This is a genomic window from Micromonospora sp. A202 (assembly GCF_006715105.1).
Lineage (GTDB): Bacteria > Actinomycetota > Actinomycetes > Mycobacteriales > Micromonosporaceae > Micromonospora > Micromonospora zamorensis.
In genome coordinates this window covers 1,164,096-1,186,378 of the sequence record NZ_VFMP01000001.1, presented here as the reverse complement: position 1 = coordinate 1,186,378, position 22,283 = coordinate 1,164,096, and the positions used below count along the sequence as shown (strand labels likewise).

The 22,283-nt window shown below is 71.8% G+C and carries 24 protein-coding genes and 1 pseudogene; 6 read left to right on the top strand and 19 right to left on the bottom strand.

The annotated features are described in order from the left end of the window. Positions 1-17: 17 nt before the first annotated feature. From FBZ33_RS05585 to FBZ33_RS05555, 7 genes and pseudogenes are all read right to left on the bottom strand, one after another. Positions 18-1,298 carry a phosphatidate cytidylyltransferase gene (locus tag FBZ33_RS05585; RefSeq protein ID WP_141908231.1) on the bottom strand — a complete coding sequence of 427 codons (1,281 nt, stop codon included), beginning with the start codon at positions 1,296-1,298 and terminating at the stop codon, positions 18-20. A 392-nt stretch (positions 1,299-1,690) separates the two neighbouring features. Next, entirely contained in the window at positions 1,691-2,248 is a 558-nt protein-coding gene (gene frr, locus FBZ33_RS05580; RefSeq protein WP_088946658.1) for a ribosome recycling factor, read from the bottom strand. 83 nt (positions 2,249-2,331) lie between these two features. After that, positions 2,332-3,099 (bottom strand): UMP kinase, encoded by a 768-nt coding sequence (gene pyrH, locus FBZ33_RS05575; protein ID WP_088946657.1) that lies wholly within the window; start codon positions 3,097-3,099, stop codon positions 2,332-2,334. 161 nt (positions 3,100-3,260) lie between these two features. Continuing rightward, positions 3,261-4,088, bottom strand: a complete 828-nt coding sequence (gene tsf / locus FBZ33_RS05570; RefSeq protein WP_088946656.1) for a translation elongation factor Ts — start codon at positions 4,086-4,088, stop codon at positions 3,261-3,263. Between the two features lie 133 nt (positions 4,089-4,221). Then, positions 4,222-5,136 carry a 30S ribosomal protein S2 gene (gene rpsB / locus FBZ33_RS05565; RefSeq protein ID WP_088946655.1) on the bottom strand — a complete coding sequence of 305 codons (915 nt, stop codon included), beginning with the start codon at positions 5,134-5,136 and terminating at the stop codon, positions 4,222-4,224. Between the two features lie 304 nt (positions 5,137-5,440). Next, positions 5,441-6,436, bottom strand: coding sequence for an IS30 family transposase (locus FBZ33_RS05560; RefSeq protein ID WP_141908230.1), 996 nt, complete (start codon positions 6,434-6,436; stop codon positions 5,441-5,443). 179 nt (positions 6,437-6,615) lie between these two features. Continuing rightward, positions 6,616-7,723, bottom strand: a pseudogene (locus FBZ33_RS05555) (hypothetical protein). A 159-nt stretch (positions 7,724-7,882) separates the two neighbouring features. Here FBZ33_RS05555 and FBZ33_RS05550 point away from each other — a divergent pair. From FBZ33_RS05550 to FBZ33_RS05530, 5 genes are all read left to right on the top strand, one after another. After that, positions 7,883-8,242 (top strand): YraN family protein, encoded by a 360-nt coding sequence (locus FBZ33_RS05550; RefSeq protein ID WP_099851219.1) that lies wholly within the window; start codon positions 7,883-7,885, stop codon positions 8,240-8,242. A 32-nt stretch (positions 8,243-8,274) separates the two neighbouring features. After that, on the top strand, positions 8,275-9,795 hold the full coding sequence (locus tag FBZ33_RS05545; protein ID WP_099851217.1) for a YifB family Mg chelatase-like AAA ATPase: 1,521 nt from the start codon (positions 8,275-8,277) through the stop codon (positions 9,793-9,795). After that, the gene (gene dprA / locus FBZ33_RS05540) at positions 9,792-11,003 is read left to right on the top strand and encodes a DNA-processing protein DprA (protein ID WP_141908228.1); all 1,212 of its coding nucleotides are present in this window, start codon (positions 9,792-9,794) and stop codon (positions 11,001-11,003) included. Before FBZ33_RS05545 ends, dprA begins: the two co-directional genes overlap by 4 nt. Before the next feature lie 295 nt (positions 11,004-11,298). After that, a complete protein-coding gene (locus FBZ33_RS05535; protein WP_141908227.1) occupies positions 11,299-12,357 on the top strand; it encodes a tyrosine-type recombinase/integrase in 1,059 nt (352 codons plus the stop codon). Positions 12,358-12,400: 43 nt separating this feature from the next. Continuing rightward, a complete protein-coding gene (locus FBZ33_RS05530) occupies positions 12,401-13,582 on the top strand; it encodes an aminotransferase class V-fold PLP-dependent enzyme (protein WP_099851212.1) in 1,182 nt (393 codons plus the stop codon). Here FBZ33_RS05530 and FBZ33_RS05525 read toward each other — a convergent pair. Together FBZ33_RS05525 and FBZ33_RS05520 are read right to left on the bottom strand one after the other, a co-directional pair. Continuing rightward, the gene (locus FBZ33_RS05525) at positions 13,503-14,213 is read right to left on the bottom strand and encodes a murein hydrolase activator EnvC (protein WP_185755218.1); all 711 of its coding nucleotides are present in this window, start codon (positions 14,211-14,213) and stop codon (positions 13,503-13,505) included. The genes FBZ33_RS05530 and FBZ33_RS05525 overlap by 80 nt on opposite strands. Positions 14,214-14,332: 119 nt before the next feature. Then, entirely contained in the window at positions 14,333-14,779 is a 447-nt protein-coding gene (locus tag FBZ33_RS05520) for a DUF4240 domain-containing protein (RefSeq protein WP_141908226.1), read from the bottom strand. Positions 14,780-14,940: 161 nt separating this feature from the next. Here FBZ33_RS05520 and FBZ33_RS05515 point away from each other — a divergent pair, with 161 nt between their 5' ends. Beyond that, positions 14,941-16,068, top strand: coding sequence for a sulfite oxidase (locus FBZ33_RS05515; RefSeq protein WP_141908225.1), 1,128 nt, complete (start codon positions 14,941-14,943; stop codon positions 16,066-16,068). Positions 16,069-16,169: 101 nt separating this feature from the next. Here the strand turns inward: FBZ33_RS05515 and FBZ33_RS05510 are convergent, their stop codons facing one another. The 10 genes from FBZ33_RS05510 to rpsP all read right to left on the bottom strand — a co-directional run bounded on the left by FBZ33_RS05510 (position 16,170) and on the right by rpsP (position 22,221). Further along, entirely contained in the window at positions 16,170-16,493 is a 324-nt protein-coding gene (locus FBZ33_RS05510) for a DUF2469 domain-containing protein (protein WP_007075222.1), read from the bottom strand. Then, the gene (locus tag FBZ33_RS05505; protein WP_088946626.1) at positions 16,490-17,302 is read right to left on the bottom strand and encodes a ribonuclease HII; all 813 of its coding nucleotides are present in this window, start codon (positions 17,300-17,302) and stop codon (positions 16,490-16,492) included. Before FBZ33_RS05505 ends, FBZ33_RS05510 begins: the two co-directional genes overlap by 4 nt. Continuing rightward, positions 17,296-17,829, bottom strand: a complete 534-nt coding sequence (locus tag FBZ33_RS05500; RefSeq protein WP_255509106.1) for an NUDIX hydrolase — start codon at positions 17,827-17,829, stop codon at positions 17,296-17,298. The genes FBZ33_RS05505 and FBZ33_RS05500 overlap by 7 nt, the downstream gene beginning before the upstream one ends. Before the next feature lie 54 nt (positions 17,830-17,883). Further along, a complete protein-coding gene (lepB, locus tag FBZ33_RS05495; RefSeq protein ID WP_141908223.1) occupies positions 17,884-18,519 on the bottom strand; it encodes a signal peptidase I in 636 nt (211 codons plus the stop codon). Between the two features lie 10 nt (positions 18,520-18,529). Further along, a complete protein-coding gene (gene lepB / locus FBZ33_RS05490) occupies positions 18,530-19,399 on the bottom strand; it encodes a signal peptidase I (protein ID WP_088946623.1) in 870 nt (289 codons plus the stop codon). A 181-nt stretch (positions 19,400-19,580) separates the two neighbouring features. After that, positions 19,581-19,937, bottom strand: coding sequence for a 50S ribosomal protein L19 (gene rplS, locus FBZ33_RS05485; RefSeq protein ID WP_088946622.1), 357 nt, complete (start codon positions 19,935-19,937; stop codon positions 19,581-19,583). A gap of 142 nt (positions 19,938-20,079) precedes the next feature. Further along, the gene (gene trmD, locus FBZ33_RS05480; RefSeq protein WP_141908222.1) at positions 20,080-20,853 is read right to left on the bottom strand and encodes a tRNA (guanosine(37)-N1)-methyltransferase TrmD; all 774 of its coding nucleotides are present in this window, start codon (positions 20,851-20,853) and stop codon (positions 20,080-20,082) included. Positions 20,854-20,865: 12 nt separating this feature from the next. Next, positions 20,866-21,456 carry a ribosome maturation factor RimM gene (rimM, locus tag FBZ33_RS05475; protein ID WP_141908221.1) on the bottom strand — a complete coding sequence of 197 codons (591 nt, stop codon included), beginning with the start codon at positions 21,454-21,456 and terminating at the stop codon, positions 20,866-20,868. Beyond that, positions 21,456-21,716: an RNA-binding protein gene (locus tag FBZ33_RS05470; RefSeq protein ID WP_172862164.1), complete on the bottom strand. Its 261-nt coding sequence runs from the start codon at positions 21,714-21,716 to the stop codon at positions 21,456-21,458. The genes rimM and FBZ33_RS05470 overlap by 1 nt, the downstream gene beginning before the upstream one ends. Beyond that, complete coding sequence (gene rpsP / locus FBZ33_RS05465) at positions 21,691-22,221, bottom strand: 30S ribosomal protein S16 (RefSeq protein ID WP_141908220.1); 531 nt, start codon at positions 22,219-22,221, stop codon at positions 21,691-21,693. Before rpsP ends, FBZ33_RS05470 begins: the two co-directional genes overlap by 26 nt. Between the last annotated feature and the right edge of the window lie 62 nt (positions 22,222-22,283).

Sequence of the window (22,283 nt, the reverse complement as noted above, 5' to 3'; positions counted from 1 at the left end):
AACGCCGTGATCATGCCTCAGTTCACCACCGGCACGAAGACGGCCAGCAGCAGGTAGGCCGTCGGCACCGCGAACAGGATCGAGTCCAGCCGGTCCATCAGACCGCCATGGCCGGGCAGCAGGTTGCTCATGTCCTTCACGCCGAGATCCCTCTTGATCATCGACTCGGCCAGGTCGCCGAGGACCGCCGCGCAGGAGACGGCCACCCCGAACACCGCACCCCACCAGGGGGCCACCTCGAACATCAGCCACAACAGCAACGCACTGCCCAGGGCCGCCGCCGTAACCGAGCCGGCGAAGCCCTCCCAGGACTTCTTCGGGCTGATCGACGGAGCCATCGGGTGTCGCCCGAAGGAGACGCCGGCCGCGTACCCACCGGTGTCGGAGAGGACCACCGCGATCAGCGTGGCCAGGATGCGCAACGGGCCGTCGTCGGGGGCCGCCGCGAGCAACGCCGCGAACCCGGCGAGGAACGGCACGTAGACCGCGATCAGGGTGGCGGCGGTGAGATCCCGTTGGAAGCCGGCCGGCCCGTCACCCAGCCGCCAGATCATGGTGCCCAGCACGGTGACCAACAGCCCCAGACTGAGCGCGTCCGGGCCGGCGAACCAGGCCAGGCCCACGGTCAGCACGCCACCGGCGATCAACGGCACCAACGGCGGGTGCGCGCCGCTGCGTCGGACCGCCCGGGCCATCTCCCACATGCCGACGGCGACGGCACCGGCCAGCACCAGCAGGAACGCCAACGGGTAGACCACCAGCGGCACCACGATCAACGCGCCGAGGCCGAGCCCCACGCCGATCGCCGCCGGGAGGTTGCGGCCGGCACGCCCGGTGCCCAACTGCTGGGTGGCCGGTCGATCGACACTGGCCCGGCGTCGGCCCTTCGTCCGCCGACCGGACGGCGGCTCCGGCTCGATCACCGGCTCCGGGTCCGGTGCGATCTCGGCCCCGATGGGCGCGAGCTGCGCGGTCGGGTAACCGGCGTCGTCGTCGTAGCGGACCGGTCCGTCGAACGGTTGCGGGCCGTCGTAACGGCCAGGCTCGTCGTCCTCGCGAGGGTCGCGGTCGTCGAAACGGTCCCGGTCGTCCGGGCGGACGGTCCGGCCGCGCTCGTCGTACGGGTTCGGGTCCGCGTACGGCCGGGTGTGCGGGTCGGCGTACAGCTCAGGGCCGGCCGTGGGACGGCGGCTCCACTGGCCGGCCTCCAGGTCCTGCTCGGGCCACGGCAGTGCCACCGGGCGCTCGGCGCGGTCCCAGCCGCGAGGCTCGCTGCCGTAGGGGTCGGGGTGGGACATCACGCACCGCGACGAGGCGCGAGAACCACCACATGACGCAAGACCACAAGCATCCCCTACACGCGCGATGTTCCTCCGATTGACCGCCCCGACGGTCGGTCGATTCCCGGTGTTCACCGCCCGGTGGCCGGGAATCCTGCCGAGCCTACTGCACCCGCCGGATCGGCACGGCGGACGAGGCACGGCGATCGACATCGCCCCTGGCCGGCGGCCCGTCGCCGAGCGATACCCACCCATCCGGTACGCAGACCGCAGTCATGATCCGACTCGTCTCCCGCACGATCCGGGAAGAGCCTCAGGACCGTCCGGCTTCCCCGCTCACGTACGACACGAGGCCCGGCCCCGGTGGGGGTCGGGCCTCGGCGCATCTCACCCGAGCGACGGGCGGACGGTCACACCTCGAGCAGTTCGGTTTCCTTGTGCTTGACCAGGTCGTCGATGCTGGCGACGTAGCGCTGGGTCAGATCGTCGAGTTCCTTCTCGGCGCGGCGACCGTCGTCCTCGCCGGCCTCACCGTCCTTGACGATCCGGTCCAGCTCTTCCTTGCCACGGCGGCGGACGTTGCGGATCGCCACCTTGGCCTCCTCGCCCTTGTGCCGGGCCACCTTGATCATGTCGCGGCGGCGCTCCTCGGTCATCTGCGGGAGCAGGATGCGCAACTGGTTGCCCTCGTTGTTCGGGTTCACCCCGAGGTCCGAGTCGCGGATCGCCTTCTCCATCGCATTGATCTGCGAGTTGTCGTACGGCTTGATGATGGCCATCCGCGGCTCGGGCACCGCGATGGACGCCATCTGGGTCAGCGGCGTGGGCGTGCCGTAGTAGTCGATGATGACCTTGGAGAACATGGCGGCGTTGGCGCGACCGGTACGGATGGCGCCGAACTCCTCCTTGGCGTGCTCAACCGCACGCTCCATCTTTTCCTCGGCCTCGAGGAGGGTGTCGTCGATCACCGGTCTCCTCGCCTCCTTCTGTGCTCGTGGTGGGCTCTGCTGAAAGTCGTCAGGACCGCCGCTGCCGTCGCCGTCGGCGGGGCTCAGGCGGTGATCAGGGTGCCGATCTTGTCGCCACCCACAGCGCGGATGATGGTGTCGTCACCCTGCGCGCCGAAGACCAGCATCGGCAGGCCGTTCTCCATGCAGAGGCTGAACGCCGCCGCGTCGGCCACCCGCAGGTTGCGGCGCAGCGCCTCGGAGAAGGTGATCGAGTCGAGCTTGCTGGCGGTGGGGTCGATCCGCGGGTCGGCGGTGTAGACGCCGTCCACGCCGTTCTTGCTCATCAGCACCACGTCGGCCCGGATCTCCAGAGCCCGCTGGGCGGCCACCGTGTCGGTGGAGAAGTACGGCATCCCGGCGCCGGCGCCGAAGATGACCACACGGCCCTTCTCCAGGTGCCGGATCGCCCGCAGGGGGATGTACGGCTCGGCGACCTGAGCCATCGTGATGGCGCTCTGCACCCGCGTCTCGATGCCTTCCTTCTCCAGGAAGTCCTGCAACGCGAGGCAGTTCATCACGGTGCCGAGCATGCCCATGTAGTCGGCGCGGGCCCGGTCCATCCCGCGCTTCTGCAGCTCCGCGCCGCGGAAGAAGTTGCCGCCGCCGACCACCACGGAGACCTGCACGCCGCGACGGACCACGGTGGCGATCTGCCGGGCGATGGCCTGGACGACGTCCGGGTCGACGCCGATCGCGCCGCCGCCGAACACCTCACCGGAGAGCTTCAGCACCACCCGGCGGGCGCGTCCCGGCGGCGGTGCCGTCGGATCGTCCACCGCCAGCGTCCGGTCACTCACAACCTGCGTCATCCGCCCCGCCCTTCCCCACGCGCACGCCCCGTGCGGCGCGTACCGCGAACCTGCCGCTGCCGACCCTATGTGACAAGGAGGCCGCGGTGCCTGTCACGTACACCGGCGGCCTCCTCGTCGACGTCTTCTGCCCACGGGCGCCCACGGCGCCCGGTGACGGCTCAGGCCTGGCCGACCTCGAACCGCACGAAGCGGGTGACCTCGATGCCAGCCTCGGCCAGCAACTGCTTCACCGACTTCTTGTTGTCAGCGACGGACGACTGCTCGATCAGGACGTAGTCCTTGAAGAACGAGTTCACCCGACCCTCGATGATCTTCGGCAAGGCCGCCTCGGGCTTGTTCTCCTCGCGGGCGGTCTGCTCGGCGATGCGCCGCTCGGACTCGACGACCTCAGCCGGAACCTCGTCCCGGGTCAGGTACTTCGGCCGCATCGCGGCGATCTGCATGGCCACACCACGGGCGTCGGCGTCGCCCGCCTCGTCGGTCTTACCGGTGTACGACACCAGCACACCAACGGCCGGCGGCAGGTCCTGGGCCTTGCGGTGCAGGTAGACGGCGGTGGTGCCCTCGACCCGGGCGAACCGGTTGAGCACCAGCTTCTCGCCGATCTTGGCCGACTGCTCCTGGATCAGGTCCGCGACGACCTTGCCGTCGAGCTCGGTGGCGAGCAGCTCCTCGGCGGTGTTCACGCCGGCGCGCTCGCCGTGCTCGACCAGCTGCTGGGCCAGCGCGATGAACGACTCGGTCTTGGCGACGAAGTCGGTCTCGCAGTTGAGCTCGAGCAGCGCCTTGCCGGAGTGGGCGACCAGGCCGTTGGCGGCCGTACGACCGGCCCGCTTGCCGACGTCCTTGGCGCCCTTGACGCGCAGGATCTCGATGGCCTTGTCGAAGTCGCCCTCGGCCTCGGTCAGCGCCTTCTTGCTGTCCATCATGCCGGCGCCGGTGAGGTCGCGGAGCTTCTTGACGTCCGCGGCGGTGATTTGGGACATGGCTCTCTCTTCGGTGTTGAGACGGCGTGTGGATGGTCAGAGGTGACGGTTACCCGGATCCGGGCGGATCGTGCCCGGCGTACCGTCGCTGCCCGCCGTTCGCGAAAACGGACGGCGGGCAGCGACGGTGCGATCACTCCGCGGTGGCTGCCGCCGGCTGCTCGGTGGCGGCCTGCGCCGGCTGCTCCGGGGTGGCGGCGGGCTGCTCGGCGGCGGCAGCGGCGGGCTGCTCGGCCGGGGCGGCCGGGGCGGCCGACTCGTCGGCCTTCTTCGGCTCCAGCAGCTCGCGCTCCCACTCGGTCAGCGGCTCGTCGCTCGCGACACCCTCGGGCTTCTCGTCGTTGCCCCGGCGACGGCCGGAACGCGCGATCAGACCATCCGCGACGGCGGCGGCGACGACCTTGGTCAGCAGCTCCGCCGAGCGGATCGCGTCGTCGTTGCCCGGGATCGGGAAGTCGACCTCGTCCGGGTCACAGTTGGTGTCCAGCACCGCGATCACCGGGATGCCCAGCTTGCGGGCCTCGTCGACGGCGATGTGCTCCTTCTTGGTGTCGACGATCCAGACCGCGGCGGGAAGCTTCTGCATGTCCCGCAGACCACCGAGGGTGCGGGTCAGCTTGATCTTCTCGCGGGAGAGCTGCAGGGTCTCCTTCTTGGTGTAACCGGCGGCGGTGCCGCTGAGGTCACCCAGGCCCTCCAGCTCCTTCATCCGCTGGAGCCGCTTGTACACCGTCTGGAAGTTGGTCAGCATGCCACCGAGCCAGCGGTGGTTGACGTACGGCTGGCCGACCCGGGTCGCCTGCTCGGCAATCGCCTCCTGGGCCTGCTTCTTGGTGCCGACGAACAGGATGCTGCCACCCTCGGCGACGGTCCCACGCACGAACTCGTACGCCTTCTCGATGTACTCGAGGGTCTGGCGCAGGTCGATGATGTAGATGCCGTTGCGCTCGGTCATGATGAAGCGCTTCATCTTCGGGTTCCAGCGCCGGGTCTGGTGCCCGAAGTGGACACCGCTCTCCAGCAGCTGGCGCATGGTCACGACGGCCATGGTTGGGGTACTCCTCAAGATCCCTGGTTGTCACGCCCGGCCGGTGGCCGGGCGTCCTGGCGCCTGGTCGCCGACCCATGGTGGACCCGATCAAGATCGGGACCAGGGAGGCCGTCGCTCCACGACGATTCGTGAAGAGGGCGCGCGAGGTCGACCGCACGAGGCGGTCGCCAGTTGGCCAGTGTACGCCCCTCGCCCGTTCAGCCGCCCCGGGGTGCGAAGTGCGCGGGATGCGCGGCGGGCGCACGGCCGGGCGGCGCGTTCGGCGATGATCGACTCGGTTTCCTGGAAACCGCGCCCGTGCTCAGCCGGTGGAAGCAATCTGGCTGGTCAGCAGCTCGGCGAAGACTTCTTTGGGTTTCTTGTAGCCGAGGATACGGCGGGGTCGGTTGTTGAGTCGGTCGGCGATGGCGTTGAGGTGGTCGTGGTCGTTGGGGATGACGGTGCCGCGGGGTAGGTATTCGCGAATCCACCGGTTGGTGCTCTCGTTGGTGCCGCGTTGCCAGGGACTGTGGGGGTGGGCGAAGTAGACGTCGATACCGGCGGCGATGCTCAGGGCGGCGTGTTCGGCCATTTCGGTGCCGCAGTCCCAGGTCAGGGTGCGGCGCAGGGCGTCGGGCAGACCGGCGATGCCGGTGGCCACGGCGCTGGTGACGGTGGGGCTGTCTCTTCCTGATAGCGGGATCAGGATCAGGAACCGGGAGGTGCGTTCCACCAGCGTGGCGGTGGCGCTGGCGCCGTTCTTGCCGATGACCAGGTCGCCTTCCCAGTGCCCAGGTACCCGCCGGTCCTCGGCCTGGACGGGCCGCTGATCGATGAACGTCGGGTTCGGGATCTTCGGCGCCCGCGACGCCGGCGAACGCGCCGGGCGACGGTTCCTGCGGCCACTGCGCAACCGCAGGTGCTGCCGTGCCAACTCCCCGACCGGCAACGCATACATCCACGTGTAAATCGCCTCGTGCGACACCCGCATCGCCTCGTCCTCGGGATAGTCCACCCGCAACCGCCCAGCGACCTGATCCGGCGACCAACCCTCACCCAACAACGCCACCACCACCTCCCGCAGCCGCGCGTCCAACTCCAGCTTGCACGGCTTCGGCCGGCGCCGCGCCCGCTGCGCCTGCCGCTGCGAACGCCACGCCCGATAGAACCCCCGCCCACCACCCCGACAAATCTCCCGCGACACCACACTCGGATCCCGACCAATCCGCGCCGCAATCTGCTGACCCGAGAGCCCTTCAGCGATCCCCCGCGTGATCTCTTCCCGGTCCACCACCGTCAACGGCCTACGACCCGCCACGCCCCACCAGCCTCTCAGCGATCACCCCGCCGAAGAGACCAACGAACGACAAGATCGATTGCTACGACCACCTGAGCACGGGGCGGCTTCGCGCCCATCCGGACACCGCGACTTCCTGAAAGCCGAGTCGATCAAGACGCGGCAGGCAGCGCCACGCACAGCTGGCGGCGCTCGACGGGTCAGCCGACAGCGAGCGCGGCCGCGAGGAAGAGCACCAGCCCGACCGTCAGGTAGGCCGTGGGCGGGCGGAGCCATCCCCGACCACCGTCGGAGAGCGCCAGACCGCCGGTCCGGAGCCCGTAGAGCCCGGTCGCGAAGATCGGCAGCCCGGCGACCAGGGCGATACCCACCACCACGTTCCCGGCGTCCACCGGGTCGCCGGTCACGCCCGCCAGCAGCACGCGCAGCGCGGGGACTTCGAAGATCAACACCAGCAGAGCGAAGAGTACGGCCAGCACCGGCCGGCGGGTCCGGTAGACGCCGTCAGCCACCGGGGGGTACGTCGACGGCTCCGTCGCGGGCAGGTCCGGGCGGGGACCGATCCCCGGCATCGGGCCGGTCGGCATCTCCAGCGGGTGTGGCGTGTCACCGCCCCGGCTCGGCTCGATGATCGGGTAGCCAGCCAGTGGGGCGGGACGCACCTGGTCGGCGAGCACGGCAGCGGACGTGTCGGACGCCGGCAGGGCGTCCCGGGTGGCCTCCGGCAGGCCGGTGGTCAGTGGGGAACCAAGCCCGGTCGACTCGCGGGCGGCCCGTCGACCGGGCAGCTCACCGGAGACCTCCGATGGGTCCCGGTCAGCCCTCCGCGAGCGGGTCGCCCGGTAACCGTCCGCTTCCGATCGTGCATCGCTCAACGGGTCAGCCGCACCGAACCGTCCCGATTCGGGCTCACCCGCGCCGAACCGACCGGGCGGGGCTTCCACGGCACCGAAGCGGCCCGAGTCCGGTTCGGGGGCGCCGAAACGGCCCGCGTCCACCGCGCTCAGCCGACCCGAGTCCGACTCAGGCGTACCGAAGCGGCCGCTCGCATCGACGGCGCCGAAGCGACCGGAGTCCGGCTCCCGGCGGCGGCCGACGCCGGTGTCCTCGACGGAGCGGCTCTCGTCGGGGCCGCGCTGCTCGGGAACCTCAGTGTCCCGGTACCGCGATTCGCCCGTGCCGCGCCACTCCGACTCGCCGTAACCGCGACCCCGCTCATCGGGGTACCAGCGCGACTCCTGATCTTCCGGAAAGCTCCGTCGTCCGTCCACGTCAGGCACCGTATGCGACCGGCAGCCCGCGCGCCATCCGGCCCCAGCTCAGCGACACTGCAGGCGCAACCTGTCCAGGATGTCGCCGTAGCACATCCGGGCATGATCGTCCGGTTGTCCACAGGACACCCGTCGTCCACAGCTGGGCCGTCACCGGGGTCGCGAAACGCGCTCTCTGGCGGGCACCGTGCCGGCCATGACAAATCGGAACCAGGCGGTCGGCGCGTACGGCGAGCGGTGTGCCGCCCGGCACCTGACCGAGGCAGGGCTGCGCCCGATCGCCCGAAACTGGCGCTGCGCGGCCGGGGAGATCGACATCATCGCCTGGGACGGGCCGGTGCTCGCCTTCTGCGAGGTGAAGACCCGCCGGGGCGACAACTTCGGCACCCCGGCCGAGGCGGTCGTTCCGGCCAAGGCCCGCCGGCTGCGAGGGCTCGCCGCCCGTTGGCTGACCGAGACCGGCACGACCGCCGAGGAGGTGCGTTTCGACGTGCTGTCGGTACGGCTGCCCGACGCCGGCCCGGCGCAGGTCGACCACCTCAAGGGCGCGTTCTGACATGCGCGCTCCCAAGGATCGGTGACGGCGCCATGAGCTACGCCAAGGTGCTCTCTGTGGGCCTGGTCGGGGTGACCGGTCACCTGGTCGAGGTGGAGGCCGACCTGTCCGCCGGCCTGCCGGCGGTGGTGATCTCCGGGTTACCGGACACCGCCCTGCACGAGGCCCGCGACCGCGTCCGCGCCGCCGTGGTCAACTCCGGCCAGCGGTGGCCCAACCGGCGGATCACCCTCAACCTGCTGCCCGCCACGCTGCCGAAGTTCGGCTCGGCCTTCGATCTCGCCATCGCCGCGGCGCTACTCGGCGGCTCCGGTGAACTGCCGCTGCTCCCCCTGGAGGGGGTCGTGGTCCTCGGCGAGTTGGGGCTCGACGGGACGGTCCGACCGGTGCGCGGCGTGCTCCCGATGGTCGCCGCCGCGGCCCAGGCCGGCGTCGGGCGAGTGATCGTGCCGGTCGGCAATGCCGCCGAGGCCGCGGTCATCCCGGGGGTACGGGTGCGAGCAGTGGACAACCTGCACCGGCTGGTCGCCTTCGTTCGCGACGGCACTCCGCTGATCGAGCCTCCGACGGCCGTCCCGGCACCGCTGGACGACGGACCGGATCTCGCCGATGTCGCCGGGCAGCAGCTGGGCCGACGCGCGTTGGAGGTCGCCGCCGCCGGCGGGCACCACGTGGCCCTGCTCGGCCCTCCGGGTGCCGGCAAGACGATGCTGGCCGAACGGCTGCCGTCGATCCTGCCCGAGCTGGACGACGACGCGGCGCTGGAGGTCACGGCGCTGCACTCGATTGCCGGGCTGCTGCCGCCGGGCGGCCGGTTGCTGCGTCGCCCGCCGTTCCAGGCGCCGCACCACACCGCGACCGTGCCGTCGCTGGTCGGTGGAGGCTCGGGGCTGGCCCGGCCCGGCGCGGTGTCGTTGGCACACCGCGGGGTGTTGTTCCTGGACGAGGCCCCCGAGTTCAGCAAGGGCGCGTTGGAGGCCCTGCGCCAACCACTGGAAAATGGTCGCATCCAGCTGAGTCGCAGCGGGGGCGGCACCGTGTACCCGGCCCGGACCCAACTGGTGCTTGCCGCCAATCCGTGCCCGTGTGCGAAGCCGTCCGGCGACGCGCACTGCGAGTGCACAGCGCTGGTCCGCCGCCGCTACCTGGGCCGGCTCTCCGGGCCGCTGCTCGACCGGATCGACGTACAGGTTCGGCTGATGCCGGTGCGGGCGGCGGAGTTGCTGGCACCCGAGGGCGACACCGAGCCGTCGGCCACGGTCGCCGCCCGGGTGGCAACGGCCCGGCAGGCGGCGGCCACCCGCTGGGCCGGTCTCGGCCGGCGGGTGAACGCCGAGGTGGACGGCCCGCACCTGCGCCGACCGCCGTGGCGGCTGCCCGCCCGGGTCACCGCCGAACTGCGGGGCCGGCTCGACTCCGGCTCGCTGTCGGCGCGCGGCTTCGACCGGGTCATTCGGATGGCCTGGACCATCGCTGACCTGGACGGCCGGGATCGGCCGGACCTGGACGACGTGCGGGAAGCGATCCAACTCCGGACGGGAGAAGCGACATGAGCGCCGACGACGAACGGCGGCTGGCCCGGGTCGCCCTGACCTGGCTGGCCGAGCCGGGCACCCGCGCGGTGCACCGACTGGTCGAACGGCACGGCCCGGTGGCGACCCTGGACCTGCTGCTCGACGGCGGCAGCCCGGACGGTTGGCTGCACAGCACGGTGGCCGCCCGGACGGCGGCCGGCGACGCCCGGGCGGTGGCGGCCGAGGCGCTGGAGCGCGCGGACCGGCTCGGAGCACGCCTGGTCACGCCGGACGACGAGGAGTGGCCAGCCCAGGTCGCGGTCCTGGCCAACCTGCGCCTGCCGGATGTCACCCGCCGGGTGGACGTGGAGACCGCCCCGCCGCTCTGCTTCTGGGTACGCGGAAGTTGGCCGTTGGGCGAGGCCCTGGATCGTTCGGTGGCCGTGGTCGGGGCGCGGGCGGCCACCGGCTACGGGCAGCACGTCGCGACCGAGTTGGGTTACGGGCTCGCCGAGCGGGACTGGACGGTCGTGTCCGGTGGCGCGTTCGGCATCGACGCCGCCGCCCACCGGGGTGCTCTCAACGCCGGTGGCCTGACCGTCGCGGTGCTCGCCTGTGGGCTGGACCGGCCGTACCCGATGGGCAACGCCGCACTCTTCGACCGGATCGCCGACACCGGGTTGCTGGTCAGCGAGTGGCCGCCCGGTGCCGAACCCCTGCGGCCCCGGTTTCTGATCCGCAACCGGGTGATCGCCGGAGGCACCCGGGGCACCGTCCTGGTGGAGGCGTCGGCACGCAGTGGCGCGACGCAGACCGCGCGGCGAGCCATCTACACCAACCGGGCGGTCATGGTGGTGCCTGGGCCGGTGACCTCGGCGATGTCCGTCGGCGCGCACGAGTTCCTCCGCGATTTCCCCAAGGCTCGGCTGGTCACCGGGCTGGCGCACGTCCTTGAGGAGGTGGGCCGGATCGGCGCGGACCTGGCTCCGTTGACGCGCGGCCCGCGACGGCCCGCCGACGCGCTCGACGACGACGCGCGGTCACTGCTCGAGGCGCTGCCGCGGCGAGGGGCGATGGGCGTGGACCGTCTCGCCGCCCGCGCGGGTGTCGACGTACGGACCGCGTTGCGCAAGCTGTCTCTCCTGGAGGAGTTGTCCATGGTGGTTCGTCGCGAGGGCGGTTACGCCCTCGTCCCGCCCTCCCGACCGAAGCGCACGACGGCGGCGACGACGTCCGGGTCGGCCTGAGGGCGCCAGCGCGGGGGCACTGAGATGTCGCTCCTACCGGTACGGTGCCCGGTCATGGGTGCTGTCAAGCCGTGGCACATCACGGTGCTGTGCTGTCTCTTCACGTCCGCCGTGCTCATTGCCGGCCTGGTGGTGGTGCTGATCAGGAGGTCCAACAGGCGATAGTCGAGGCCCGACGAACATCGGCACCGTGGGGGCCGGTGACCCTCGTCGCTCGGCCGTAGGCTGGTGCCGTGCCAGCTGCCAGTGAAGGTGCCGGGGCCGATGGACCGGTCCGCAAGTCGGCGCGGCCACGATGAGCCGGCCGGACCGGGGCACCCGGGCCATGCACCAGGCACTACCGCCCGAGCTGCGTGACGCCGTCGACGACTTCGCCGAGCACCTGTCCCGGGTGCGTAACCGGTCGGCGCACACCGTCCGCGCGTACGTCACCGATCTCGTCTCGCTGCTCGACCACGCCGTCCGGATGGGCTGCGTCGACCTGGCCGAGCTGGACCTGTCGGTGCTGCGCAGCTGGCTGGCGAAGCAACGCACCACCGGCGCGGCCCGCACCTCGCTGGCCCGCCGGGCCGCGTCGGCGCGGGCGTTCAGCGCATGGGCGCACCGGGCCGGGCTGCTCTCCGCCGACGTCGGTGCGGCGCTGGCCAGTCCGCGTGCGCACCGCGAGCTGCCCAGCGTCCTACGCGCCGACCAGGCCGCTGCCCTGGTCGAGGCGCCGACGCGGCAGGCACCGCCCGTGGGTTCAGCTCCCACCAACCCGCCGGTGCGGCCGGCGCCGTCCGTGAGCCCAGCTCCCACCGACCCATCTCCCGGGCCGACACCGGGCGCGGCGCAGACGGCCGAGACCGAGGCCGTGCCGCTGCGTGACCGGGTGCTGCTGGAGCTGCTCTACGCCACCGGTGTACGGGTCAGCGAGGCGTGCGGGTTGGACGTCGGGGACGTCGACCATGGCCGACGGGTGATCCGGGTGTTCGGCAAGGGCGGACGGGAGCGCGCGGTGCCGTACGGGGTGCCCGCACAGCGGGCGTTGGACGAATGGCTGCGTCGGGGCCGTCCGGCGTTGGTGGGTGCCCGTTCCGGGGACGCGCTGCTGTTGGGTGCCAGGGGTGGCCGACTCAACCCGACGACGGCGCGTCAGATCGTCGGTGCGTACGCCGAGGCCGCCGGCCTGCCCCGGACGAGCCCGCACGGTCTGCGCCACTCGGCGGCCACCCACCTCCTGGAGGGCGGCGCGGACCTGCGGGCCGTGCAGGAGCTGCTCGGCCACGCGTCGTTGGCCAGCACGCAGATCTACACGCACGTTTCTGTGGAGCGGCTGCGTGCCGCCTACCGTCAGGCCCACCCGCGCGCCTGATCAAGGGCCGGAGGGCGGGGGCCCCGGCGGTTACGATCATCACGTGAGCGTCCCGCAGCCCCCTGAACCCATCCCGGGCGCCCGCCTGCTCTTCTCCCTGGACCCGGCGGTCAGCCACCTCAACCACGGCTCGTTCGGCGCGGTCCCGATCGGGGTGCAGCGGGCCCAGCAGCGGCTGCGTGACGAGATGGAGGCCAACCCGCTGCGCTTCTTCACCCAGGGCCTGGTCGACCGGATCGCGCACACCCGCCGGCACCTCGCCGGGTTCCTGGGTGCCGACCCCGACGGCAGCGCCCTGGTGGGCAACACCACGACCGGCGTCGCCGTCGTGCTCCAGTCGCTGGGTCTGCAACCCGGCGACGAGGTGCTCAGCACCGATCACGGGTACGGGGCGGTGAGCCTGGCCATCCAGCGCGAGTGCCGTCGCACCGGAGCGGTCAGCCGGGTGCTGCCGATCCCGCTGGCCGCGAGCGACGAGCAGCTCGTGCAGATCATCCGCGCGGGCCTGCGGCCCGGTCGGACCCGGGTGCTCGTCGTCGACCAGCTCACCTCGGCCACGGCCAAGCTCTTCCCGACCGCCGCGATCGTCGGGGTGGCCCGCGAACACGGCGTACCGGTCCTGGTCGACGCCGCACACGCCCCGGGGATGCTGTCCACGACGGTGGCCAGCATCGGCGCGGACTTCTGGGTGGGCAACCTGCACAAGTGGGCGTACGCCCCGCGCGGGACCGCCCTGCTGGCGGTGGCACCGCAGTGGCGGGACCGGATCGAGCCGCTGGTGGTGTCCTGGGAGCAGGAGTCTGGTTTCCCGGCCCGGGTCGAGTGGCAGGCGACCCTCGACTACACGTCCTGGCTGGCCGCTCCGGCGGGCCTGTTCACGCTGCGCAGTCTCGGCGTCGACCGGGTGCGGGCGCACAACGCCGCGCTCGCCGCGTACGGCCAGCGGGTGGTCGCGGACGCGCTGGGGGTGCCTCCCGCCCAACTGCCCGACCCCGGCGGACCGGGGGTGTCTCTGCGCCTCATTCCGTTGCCGGCCGGCCTGGCCGCCACCATCGACGCGGCGCGGGCGTTGCAGGCGCGGATCGGCGAACGGCTCGCCGCCGAGGTGGCGGTGATGAGCTGGAACGGCCGGGGGTGGTTGCGCCTCACCGGTCAGGTCTACAACACCGCCGACGAGTACGAGCGGCTGGCCGTGCGGCTGCCGGCGCTGCTCGCCCAGCGCTGACCCCGCCGAGGCCGGTCCCACGGACCGGCAGCGGAGGGCCGGCCTCATTGACCGGCAGCAGTCGCACCGGGCCGAGGCCGAGCAGTGCCAGCGGGTCCAGATAGTCCGTGCCCCGGCGCAGGCCCCAGTGCAGGCACGCCGCGGCCGGGCAACCCGGGTGTCCGGGCAGCAGCTCGCCCAGCGGCGTGCCGGCGGTGACCTGCTGGCCGGGACGTACGGCGGGTCGGACCGGCTCGTGGGTGGTTCGCAGCCCGTCGGCGTGCCCCACGGTGATCACCGGTCGCCCGGCCACCAGACCGGCGAAGAGCACGGCGCCCGGACCGGCGCTGCGGATCACCGTTCCGGCCGGCGCGGCCAGGTCGACGCCCCGGTGACCGGGCAGCCACGGCCGGGGCGGCGGGTCGAATCGGCGTACCGGACGAGGCGCCCCGGTGACCGGCCAGCGGAACCGCCCGGCGGGCTGCGGGGCGGACGGCAGGGCCGCCGCGACCGGCACGGCCGGCGTCGATGGTTCGCGGGGCGTCGCCTCGACCAACCCGCAGAGCTGGACGATCAGCGCGAGGGCAGGCGCGGCGCGGAGCAGCCCGGCATGGCGGACCGGGCCGGTGCGCGGGACGGATCGGGGTCGCATGACGGCAGCCTCCGGCCGAAGCCGGGTCGTCCGCCAGCCCGGCCTGCGGACCTGTGGACAACCGGAGCTCCTGTGGACGACCACCCAGCGATGCCGATGATCTGCTACGGCCGGTCAGGTCACCACCACTGCTCGTTCGAGCCGGTCTCGTAGTCGTACTCCTCGACGTGGTCCCACTCCTTCCCGGTCGCCTTCTGGTAGGCGTCGGAGGGGACGTCGAGGATCGATTCCGCATGAGCGGCCTCGACGGTGGTGAAACGCTCGAACGCTGCGGGATCCGCCAGCACGGCTGCCATCGCCGCTGGTCCCGCCACCACCACCGCGCACCGCGCATACAGGAAGTCGTCATCGGACAGTCGGTCGGCGCCGGGCAGGACAGCCTGGGCCAGCACCCGACGGTCCAGTTGGTGGAGCTTGAACGCGAGCGCCTCGGCGAAGTCGATGATCCATTCCACCGGCTGCTCCGACAGCACCGAGGTCAACCGCTCGTACGGACGGTCGTCCTGGACCTCGGGCTGACCGCCCAGCATGTCGACGAGCCGCCAGAATTCCTCATCTGCGAGCACTGGGAGCCTCCACCGGGACTGTTCGGCCGAACCGGCGCCAGTCTCCTCCTCCCCTGCTGACCTCACCCCACCGTCCCCCGGGCCATGTTCGTGCTGCCAGGGAGGGCCTAGGCTGGTCCGCGTACGGCGGGTGCCGCCGTGTGGACCGGGGAGGCCCAGGCATGACCACTGTCGATGACCGGACGCCGACGGTGGCCGACGTGAGCGGCCCGTCCCGGCTCGCGGAGCCGGACGAGGCGATCAGCGCCGAGGAGTTGCAGCTCGCCGCCCGCAACCACGGCATCCCGTTGGAGGCGCTGCGCTACGACGTCACCCCGGCCGGGCTGCACTACCTGCTGATCCACTACGACATCCCGGACGTCGACCCGGCGGCGCACACGCTGACCATCGGCGGCGCGGTGGACCGCCCGCTGACGGTCACCCTCGCCGACCTGCGTGAGCGGCCACGGGTCACCCAGCAGGTGACCCTGGAGTGCGCCGGCAACGGACGAGCCCTGCTGCACCCCCGGCCGGTCAGCCAGCCCTGGCTGGTCGAGGCGGTCGGCAACGCCGAGTGGACCGGCACCCCCCTCGCTCCGCTGCTGCGGGAGGCAGGCCTCGGGCCGGACGCGGTGGACGTCGTCTTCACCGGCGCCGACCACGGCGTCGAGCGTGGGGTCGAGCAGGACTACCAGCGGGCCCTTCCGGTCTCCGACGCGCTGCGCGAGGAGGTGCTGCTGGCGTACGAGATGAACGGCGCTCCCCTGCTGCCGCAGCACGGCGCCCCGCTTCGGCTGATCGTGCCCGGCTGGTACGGCATGGCGCACGTGAAGTGGCTCCAGTCGGTCGAGATCCGCACCGAGCCGTTCGAGGGCTACCAGAACGCCGTCGCGTACCGGGTGCGCACCGACGCCGACGACCCGGGCGTTCCGGTCACCCGGATCGAACCCCGCGCGCTGGTCCGCCCGCCCGGCTTCCCCGATTTCATGTCCCGCCGCCGGGTGCTGCGGCCCGGGCCGTGCACGGTGGACGGTCGGGCCTGGTCGGGGCACGCGCCGGTGGTCTCCGTGGAGGTCACCACCGACGGTGGGCAGAACTGGGTGCCGGCCGAGTTGGACCCGGCGGACGGCGGCGACTTCGCCTGGCGGCGGTGGCGCTACGAGTGGTCCGCCACGCCGGGCCGGCACGTGTTCGGTGCCCGGGCGACCGACGCGTCGGGTCGCACCCAGCCGGTCGAGCAGCCGTGGAACCGTGGCGGCTTCGCCAACAACCTGGTGCAGCGGGTCGAGGTCGTGGTGCCGGCCGAGTGAAGAGGTGCCGGCCGAGTGACCTGGTGCCGGCCGAGTGATCGGCAGCGGGGGTCACGCCGCGGGTGGGGGGCCCGTGGTGCGGCCGACCGGCGTGGGTGCGGTCAGCCGCCGAAGCCGGAGTCGGCGGGCAGCGAGATGTCGGGCTTCTCCAGCTCTTCGACGTTGACGTCCTTGAAGGTCATCACCCGGACGTTCTTCACGAAGCGGGCAGGACGGTACATGTCCCACACCCAGGCGTCGTGCATCTCGACCTCGAAGTAGACCTCGCCGTCGGAGTTGCGCACATGCAGGTCGACCTGGTTGGCCAGGTAGAACCGACGTTCCGTCTCCACCACGTACGAGAATTGGCGGACAATGTCGCGGTACTCCCGGTAGAGCTGCAGCTCCATCTCGGTCTCGTACTTCTCGAGATCTTCCGCGCTCATCGCACTCCGCCTTCCATGGCCACATCTTCCCCCACCGGCGCCGGAGGCCGAGGCTGCTCGCCCAACGCCACGCCGACGGTACCCCCTGACGCCCAGGAGCGCTCCATCGGCTCTTCCAGCGCGTGGCCGCCGGGCCGTCGGGCCCGGGGCGGCCGGCCGTCGCGGCCGGAGACCGCGGCGACATTGACGTACGAGAACCGGTGCTCCCGGCACGGCCCGTGCTCCCGCAGCGCAGCGGAGTGCTCCGGGGTGATGTAACCCTTGTGCTCGGCGAAGCCGTACGCCGGGAACACCCCGTCCAGCTCCACCATGATCCGGTCCCGCGTGACCTTGGCGAGCACGCTGGCCGCCGCCACACAAGCCGCGACCCGGTCGCCCTTCCACACCGCCAGGCCGGGCACGCCCAGGCCGTCCACGCCGAAGCCGTCGGTCAGCACGTACTCCGGGCGGGTGGTGAGGGAGGCGAGCGCCCGACGCATCGCCGCCAGGTTGCACACGTGCAGCCCCCGGGCGTCGACCTCGTCCGCGGGGATGACCACCACGGCGTACGCCAGTGCCCGGTCCACCACCTCCGCGTACACCCGTTCCCGGCTCGCCGGGGTGAGCAGCTTCGAGTCGGCCAGCCCTTCGATCTCGCCGCGCCGCCCCTCGGGCAGCACCGCCGCGGCGGCGACCAGCGGACCGGCACACGCACCCCGGCCCGCCTCGTCCGCGCCGGCGACGTGCCGGAAGCCGCGCCGCTGGAGTGCTCGCTCCAGGGCGTACAGGCCGGCCTCGCGGCGCACGACGGTGCGCGGCGGGGTCAGCACGGCGCCTCGCCCTGGCCCGCGCCGGTCGACTGCCCCAGCCGGGTCAGCAGGACGGGCAGCTCGGGGGGATAGAACCGCTCACCGCTGACCGCCAATTCGGCGGGAAGCCACCAGCGGTGACCGGCGATGCTGCGCTGCTCGATGTCGTTGAAGCCCGTGGTGTCCACCTGCCAGGACTGCACCCGGAAAAGGAAGAAGTCCTGTTCCTGGCGGTACCAGGTGCCGTCGAACGTGAACTCGGTCGTGTCGCACCAGACCGGCTCGCCCAACTCGGCCGGGTCGAGCCGCAACCCGGTCTCCTCGGCCAGCTCCCGTGCCGCGCCGGCTGCCGGGGACTCCGCCGGGTCGAGCCCACCGCCGGGGGTGAACCAGTAGCGGTGCCCTGGTCGGGCCGGGTCGAAGCCCTCGAACAGCAGGACCCGGCCGGCCGCGTCGACGAGCAGCACGCGGGCGGCGCGTCGAGGGGTGTAGGCACGGTCGGCACTGCTCGCGGCTGCGGGGCTCGCAGGCTCACTCCTCGCGCTCACGGTCACCGCCCCAGCCTGCCAGACCGGCGGCGGATCGCCCACGCCCCGGGCGGCCTACGGCTTGGGAATGCCGTCGAACTGGTCTGGCACGGTCAGCCAGGTGGCCCGACTCACCGGCCAGAAGACGGTGAACGCCCGACCGACGACGTCGTCCTCGGGGATCGTGGCCTCGGTGATGTTCTGCCCGGACTGCTGCCAGTGCTCCAGGGAGTCGCCGGAAGCCGAGCGGTGGTCGCCCATCACCCACAGCCGGCCCTCCGGCACGGTGATGTCGAACTCCTGATCGGCGGGCTTGTCGCGGATGCCGTCCATCGAGAAGATGTACGGCTCGTCCAACGACCTGCCGTTGATCATCAGCCGTTCCTCCGGGTCGCAGCAGACCACGTGGTCACCGGGGACGCCGATCACCCGCTTGATGAAGTCCTCACCGTCGGGGTTGCCGCTCCAGGCGGTCGGAGCCTTGAACACGATCACCTCGCCGCGGTGCGGCGATCGGAAGTCGTAGACCAGCTTGTTGACCAGCACCCGGTCGTCGATCTTGAGAGTGTTCTCCATGGACGGGGAGGGGATGAAGAAGGTCTGCAGCACGAAGGCGCGGACCAGCACCGCGACCAGGATCGCCACACCCAGCAGGATCGGCAGCTCCTTCCAGAAGGAGCTGCGCGGCTTGTCGGTCTGCTCGTCAATCACGCCAAGGAGCCTACGTTGCCGAACTGGACGCCACCGACCGGAACGCGCGGGAACCACGCAGTGCGGCTGCCAACGGGAGTATCAGCAGCACACCGCCCTGCGGGGTAGGTTGCACCGGGGGTGCGCCGGGGGAAGCCGTCGCCGGCGCGGACACGTCGTCGAACGTCGACGGCACCGACAGCGAAGTCCACCGCGACGAGGGCCAGACCACGATGAAGGCCCGCCCGACCACATTGTCGATCGGCACCGGGCCCTGGCAACGTGCATCCTGCGAGACCTCGCGGTGGTCACCCATCACGAAGATCTGACCGGGCGGTACGACGACCTCGTCGAAGCGCCGGGAGCGGCACTCCGCCGGGTTGGGCGGCAGGTCCAGCGGGGAGTCCCTCAGCACGTACGGCTCGTTGAGCGGCGTGCCGTTGACGGTCACCCGACCCTGGCTGTCGCAGCACTTGACCCGGTCGCCGGGGAGACCGATCACGCGCTTGATGAAGTCCTTCTCGCCGGGGCGACTCACCCCGACCAGGTCACCGACGGTGCGGGTGAGCTTGCCGGCGACGCCGGGCGCCGGCTGCTCGTCGACCTGCGGCGCCCAGCGGTCGGTGCCCCGGAAGACCACCACCTCGCCGCGTTGCGGGTCGCGTACGTCGTAGACGACCTTGTTGACCAGCACCCGGTCCCCGATGAGGAGCGTGTCCTCCATCGAGCTGGACGGGATGAAGAACGCCTGGAGCAGGAAGGTGCGGATCAGCACCGCGAGGCAGAACGCGACCACCAGCAGCAGCGGGAGCTCCTGCCAGAGAGGCATCTGGCGGCGGGCACGGCGAGCCCGCCGGCGCCACGGATCGACGGTGCCGTCCTCGTCAAGCGTCTGCACCACGCCACTCCCCGGTCCACAGAAGCACTACCGCCCGGGAGCCTCGACGAGGCTCCACGGGCGGTAGTGGACGGCTGCCCGCCACGTGGGCGGGGCCGCCGCCTCGCTGCGCCCGTACGACCAGGGTAGTGCGGTCTGGTCGGTACGGCATACGCACAGCTCAGGCGGCGTGGTGAGCGGGAAGTCAGCTGGGCTGCTTCTCCCGCTTCTCCTTGATCTTGGCCTTCTTGCCGCGCAGCTCGCGCAGGTAGTAGAGCTTGGCGCGGCGCACGGCACCGCGGGTCACGATCTCGATCCGGTCGATGCCCGGGCCGTTGATCGGGTAGGTCCGCTCGACGCCGACGCCGAAGCTGACCTTGCGGACCGAGAAGGTCTCGCGCAGACCGTCACCCTGGCGGCGGATCACGACGCCCTGGAAGATCTGGACACGGGACCGGTTGCCCTCGACGACGCGGGCGTGCACCTTGACGGTGTCACCGGCCCGGAAGTCGGGAAGGTCGGTCCGCTTCGACTGGGCGTCAAGGGCGTCCAGGATGTTCATCGCTGCGTCCTCGTAAGGCTCACGGCGCACCGTCACTCGGTGCGCGGGTGGGTGATTCTGATCCCCGGGTGATGTCGGCGGGCCGACCCCGGTCGGGGATCCTCGCAGCCGCCCGCGGGCGCGGACGGATGCGGCAACCCCCCTACTTTGCCACATCCCCCGCCGGCAGCTGAAATCCGGCCTGGTCCAGGGCCGCCATGTCCCGTTTGTCGAGCCGATCGGCGGGCAGCGCGGCGAGCAGGTCGGGGCGGCGGGCGGCGGTGCGCAGCAGACCCTCTTCACGCCGCCAACGGGCGATCCTGCCGTGGTCACCGGAGCGGAGCACCTCGGGCACGTCGTGCCCGCGCCAGCTCGGCGGCTTGGTGTAGATCGGTGCCTCCAGCAGCCCGTGCGCGTGCGACTCCTCGTCCAGCGAGCCCGCGTTGCCCAGCACCCCCGGCAGCAGCCGGGTGACCGCCTCCAGGATCACCAGCACCGCGACCTCGCCACCGAAGAGGACGTAGTCACCGAGCGAGACCTCGGTGACCGGCATCCGGGTGGCGGCGTGCGCCAGAACGCGTTGGTCGATGCCCTCGTACCGGCCACAGGCGAAGAGCAGATGCGACTCGGCGGCCAGTTCGTGAGCCATGGCCTGGGTGAACGGGGCACCGGCCGGCGACGGCACCAGCAACCGGGGTGGCGGGGCCTCGGCCGGCGCGAGCGCGTCCAGCGCCTCACCCCACGGCTCCGGACGCATCACCATCCCCGGCCCGCCGCCGTAGGGAGTGTCGTCGACGGTGCGGTGCACGTCGTGGGTCCAGGTCCGCAGGTCGTGCACGGCAAGCTGGAGTACGCCGTTGGCCCGCGCCCGCCCGATCAGCGACAGGTCGAGCGGGGCGAAGTATTCCGGAAAGATCGACACGACGTCGACGCGCATAGCGGGGTGATCCTAGAGATCGAGCAGTCCGGCTGGCGGGTCGACGATCACACGTCCACCGGCCAGGTCGACCTCCGGGACGATCGCCCGGACGAACGGGATCAACGCGGTACGTCCCTCGGGGCGTCGCAGCACCAGCAGGTCCGAGGACGGCGCGTGGTCGATCCGGGCCACCTCGCCCAGCCGCTCACCGGTCGGGGTGACCACGGCCAGCCCGACGAGCTGGTGGTCGTGGAACTCCTCCGGGTCGTCCGGCGGGGTCACATCGGCGCTGTCCACCACGAGCAGGGTGCCGCGCAGCGCCTCTGCGGTGTTGCGGTCCGGGATTCCAGCGAACGCGATCAGCACCCGGCCCTGGTGGAAGCGAGCTTCCTCGATGGTCAGCTCCGCCGGAACCCGGAACGGAACGCCGGGCTCGTCCGCCGGAGCGGGCGTCGCCCCCAGCTCGCTGCGCGGGGAAACGGGCGGGGGCATCGCCCCCGGCTCAGTGCGCAGCACTGTGCCGGGGGCGAACCGTGCTTCGGGCTCGTCGGTCCGCACTTCCACGGTGACTTCACCGCGGACGCCGTGCGGCTTGCCGATCCTGCCAACGACGAGCTGCATCAGTACGAGTCGACGATGTCGACGCGTACCCCGCGCCCGCCGATGGAGCCGATCACCTGGCGCAGCGCCTTGGCGGTCCGGCCGGACCGCCCGATCACCGTGCCGAGGTCCTCGGGGTGCACGCGGACTTCGAGCCGCTTGCCCCGACGGGAATCGACCATCCGCACCCGGACGTCGTCCGGGTGGTCGACGATGCCCTTGACCAGGTGCTCCAACGCCGGACGCAGAGGCATGTCAGGCCTGCTCACCGGCGTCGGCAGCGGCGGCCGGAGCCTCAGCCTTCGGAGCCTCGGCCGGAGCCTCGGTCTTCGCAGCCTCAGCCGGAGCCTCGGTCTTCGCAGCCTCAGCCTTGGGCGCCTCGGCCGGAGCCTCAGCGGTCTTGGCGGCCTTCTTGGCCGGCTTGGCCGGCGTCTCCGGGGCGAGCCCGGCGGCGGCCTTCGACTCAGCCTCGTACACAGCCTTGCGGTCGGCCCGCTCGGGGGCGACCAGGAGCGGCGGCGGGGCCGGCAGGCCCTTGTACTTCTGCCAGTCACCGGTCAGCTCCAGCAGCCGCTGCACCGCCTCGCTCGGCTGAGCGCCGACGGACAGCCAGTACTGGACCCGCTCCGACTTGACCTCGATGATCGAAGGGTCTTCCTTCGGCTGGTAAATCCCGACGAACTCAATCGCCCGACCGTCACGCTTGGTGCGCGAGTCGGCGATGACGATGCGGTACTGCGGGTTGCGGATCTTGCCCATCCGCAGGAGCCGGATCTTTACGGCCACAGTTGTTTCGCTCCTGTTGCGATCTCACCGGCCCGTGCGGGCGGTGTGCATGGGTGAGCGCC

What these genes read in the sequence shown, in the direction of transcription:
- tsf (WP_088946656.1), bottom strand. Translation starts at nt 4,088, where the DNA reads ATGTCCCAAATCACCGCCGCGGACGTCAAGAAGCTCCGCGACCTCACC.
- FBZ33_RS05545 (WP_099851217.1), top strand. Translation starts at nt 8,275, where the DNA reads ATGAGCTACGCCAAGGTGCTCTCTGTGGGCCTGGTCGGGGTGACCGGT.
- trmD (WP_141908222.1), bottom strand. Translation starts at nt 20,853, where the DNA reads ATGCGCGTCGACGTCGTGTCGATCTTTCCGGAATACTTCGCCCCGCTC.
- rpsB (WP_088946655.1), bottom strand. Translation starts at nt 5,136, where the DNA reads ATGGCCGTCGTGACCATGCGCCAGCTGCTGGAGAGCGGTGTCCACTTC.
- pyrH (WP_088946657.1), bottom strand. Translation starts at nt 3,099, where the DNA reads ATGACGCAGGTTGTGAGTGACCGGACGCTGGCGGTGGACGATCCGACG.
- FBZ33_RS05515 (WP_141908225.1), top strand. Translation starts at nt 14,941, where the DNA reads ATGACCACTGTCGATGACCGGACGCCGACGGTGGCCGACGTGAGCGGC.
- FBZ33_RS05525 (WP_185755218.1), bottom strand. Translation starts at nt 14,213, where the DNA reads ATGCGACCCCGATCCGTCCCGCGCACCGGCCCGGTCCGCCATGCCGGG.
- FBZ33_RS05535 (WP_141908227.1), top strand. Translation starts at nt 11,299, where the DNA reads ATGAGCCGGCCGGACCGGGGCACCCGGGCCATGCACCAGGCACTACCG.
- dprA (WP_141908228.1), top strand. Translation starts at nt 9,792, where the DNA reads ATGAGCGCCGACGACGAACGGCGGCTGGCCCGGGTCGCCCTGACCTGG.
- FBZ33_RS05550 (WP_099851219.1), top strand. Translation starts at nt 7,883, where the DNA reads ATGACAAATCGGAACCAGGCGGTCGGCGCGTACGGCGAGCGGTGTGCC.
- FBZ33_RS05510 (WP_007075222.1), bottom strand. Translation starts at nt 16,493, where the DNA reads ATGAGCGCGGAAGATCTCGAGAAGTACGAGACCGAGATGGAGCTGCAG.
- rplS (WP_088946622.1), bottom strand. Translation starts at nt 19,937, where the DNA reads ATGAACATCCTGGACGCCCTTGACGCCCAGTCGAAGCGGACCGACCTT.
- FBZ33_RS05585 (WP_141908231.1), bottom strand. Translation starts at nt 1,298, where the DNA reads ATGTCCCACCCCGACCCCTACGGCAGCGAGCCTCGCGGCTGGGACCGC.
- rimM (WP_141908221.1), bottom strand. Translation starts at nt 21,456, where the DNA reads ATGCAGCTCGTCGTTGGCAGGATCGGCAAGCCGCACGGCGTCCGCGGT.